Source organism: Streptomyces sp. WAC04114 (assembly GCF_019733245.1).
In the GTDB taxonomy this organism is placed as follows: Bacteria; Actinomycetota; Actinomycetes; order Streptomycetales; family Streptomycetaceae; genus Streptomyces; species Streptomyces massasporeus_A.
The window spans coordinates 1-1760 of record NZ_JAIGQA010000358.1 but is presented as its reverse complement, the minus strand read 5'-3'; the positions used below and the strand labels follow the sequence as shown (position 1 = coordinate 1760).

2 protein-coding genes and 1 rRNA gene are annotated in these 1760 nt (G+C 67.5%); all 3 read right to left on the bottom strand.

Translation table 11 applies throughout. From position 1 onward, the window contains the following. On the bottom strand, positions 1-831 hold an 831-nt coding region (locus K4G64_RS39155; protein ID WP_221760601.1), incomplete at its 3' end, for an MFS transporter. 94 nt (positions 832-925) lie between these two features. Then, positions 926-1570, bottom strand: a complete 645-nt coding sequence (locus K4G64_RS39150) for an HAD family phosphatase (RefSeq protein ID WP_221760600.1) — start codon at positions 1568-1570, stop codon at positions 926-928. 63 nt (positions 1571-1633) lie between these two features. Continuing rightward, positions 1634-1750 (bottom strand): 5S ribosomal RNA (gene rrf / locus K4G64_RS39145). Positions 1751-1760 lie beyond the last annotated feature (10 nt).

The following is a 1760-nucleotide window of genomic DNA, read 5'->3' as shown; positions in this document are numbered from 1 at the left end:
GCCCCGCACCACCGCGACCGCCCCGAACCGCCGCACCCCGAGGTCCCCGATCGTCCGCCCCAGCAGCGTGGTGACCATGTACACGTTGTACGGCACCGTCGCCATCTGCTCCGAGCTCCCGAGCACGTCCTGAAGGTACTTGGCACTCCAGTTGGAGACCGTCGAGTCCCCGATGTACGCGACCGTCATCACCAGACACAGCGGCAACAGCAACCTGAAGACGAGAACCTGGCCCTCCCCGGCCGGCTTCTCCGCCTCGGCCGCCGCACCGCCCCGGTCGTCGACGTACCACCGGCTCCCCACCAGCACGGTCGGCAGCAGCACCAGCACGACCGGCAGGTACGACACCCACAGCGCCAGATGCCAGTGCGCCCCCACCCACGCCAGCGAGGCGCCGACGATCCCGCCCAGGCTGTACGCGGCGTGGAAACTGAGCATGATGCTGCGCCCGTACGACCGCTGCAGGCTCACCCCGAGCATGTTCATCGACGCGTCCAGCACGCCGACGGCGAGACCGAACGCCGCGAGCGCGATCCCGAGCTCCACCACCCGCTCCCCGGCCCCGACGCCGAGCAGTGCCAGCAGCACCACGGGCTGGGACCACCGCAGCAGCCGGCTCGGCCGCACCCGTTTCACCAGCCGCTCGGTGGTCACGCTCCCGACTCCGGCGAGGATCGGCACGGCGGCCAGAAACGCGGGCAGCAGCGCGTCGGAGACCCCGTACCGGTCCTGGATGGCCGGGATCCTCGTCACGAGCAGAGCGAAGGCGACACCCTGCACCAGGAAGCTGAACGCCAACGAGCCTCTGCCGCGCCGCAGCACATCAGTCATGGCGGCGAGCGTAGGGCCCTGGCCTACCCGTGGGTAGATCCAGCCAAAGATGAATTTTCCTCAGCTTCGGCGGGTCCGAGTCTCCGGGAACGGCTCACACCAGCAGGTCGACCAGCTCACCCATCTCGGAGAAGAGCCGGGTGGCCCCGGCCAGCTTCTCCGCGGGTGTCATGGCGGTGAACCCGTACACGTCCATGCCGGCTGCGACGGCCGCCTGCACCCCCAGCGGACTGTCCTCGACGACGACGCACCGCTGCGGTGCGACCCCCATCCGCTCGGCCGCGTACAGGAACAGATCGGGGGCCGGCTTGCCCCGCCCGACGTCCTGCGAGCTGAAGATGCGCTTCCCGTCGAACCACCGGTCGAGCCCGGTCGTCCGGTGCCCCACGCGGATCCGCTCATGACTTCCGGAGGAGGCCACGCAGTACGGCACCCCGTCGGCGGCCAGCTTCTCCAGCACCTCGGAGGCCCCGGCCACGGCCACGAGTTCCTGCTCGAAGGCCGTGAACACCCGCGTGTGAAAGACGTCGTCGAAGTCCTCCGGCAACCGCTGCCCGGTCCGCTCGAGGACGAGCTCGTGAATGCGGTGCATCGCCGATCCCATGTAGTCCCGAATGGACTGCTCATAGGAGGTGGGGTGCCCCAGCTCGGTGAGGTACGCCGCGAGCAACCGGTTGGAGATGGGCTCACTGTCGACGAGAACACCGTCATTGTCGAAAATCACGAGGTCATGGCGCATGCATTCGAGCTTAAACGCAGAAAACCCCCGCATCCGAAGATGCGGGGGGTTTTCCCAAAAATTGTTCGGCGGCGTCCTACTCTCCCACAGGGTCCCCCCTGCAGTACCATCGGCGCTGTAAGGCTTAGCTTCCGGGTTCGGAATGTAACCGGGCGTTTCCCCTACGCTATAACCACCGAAACACTATGAA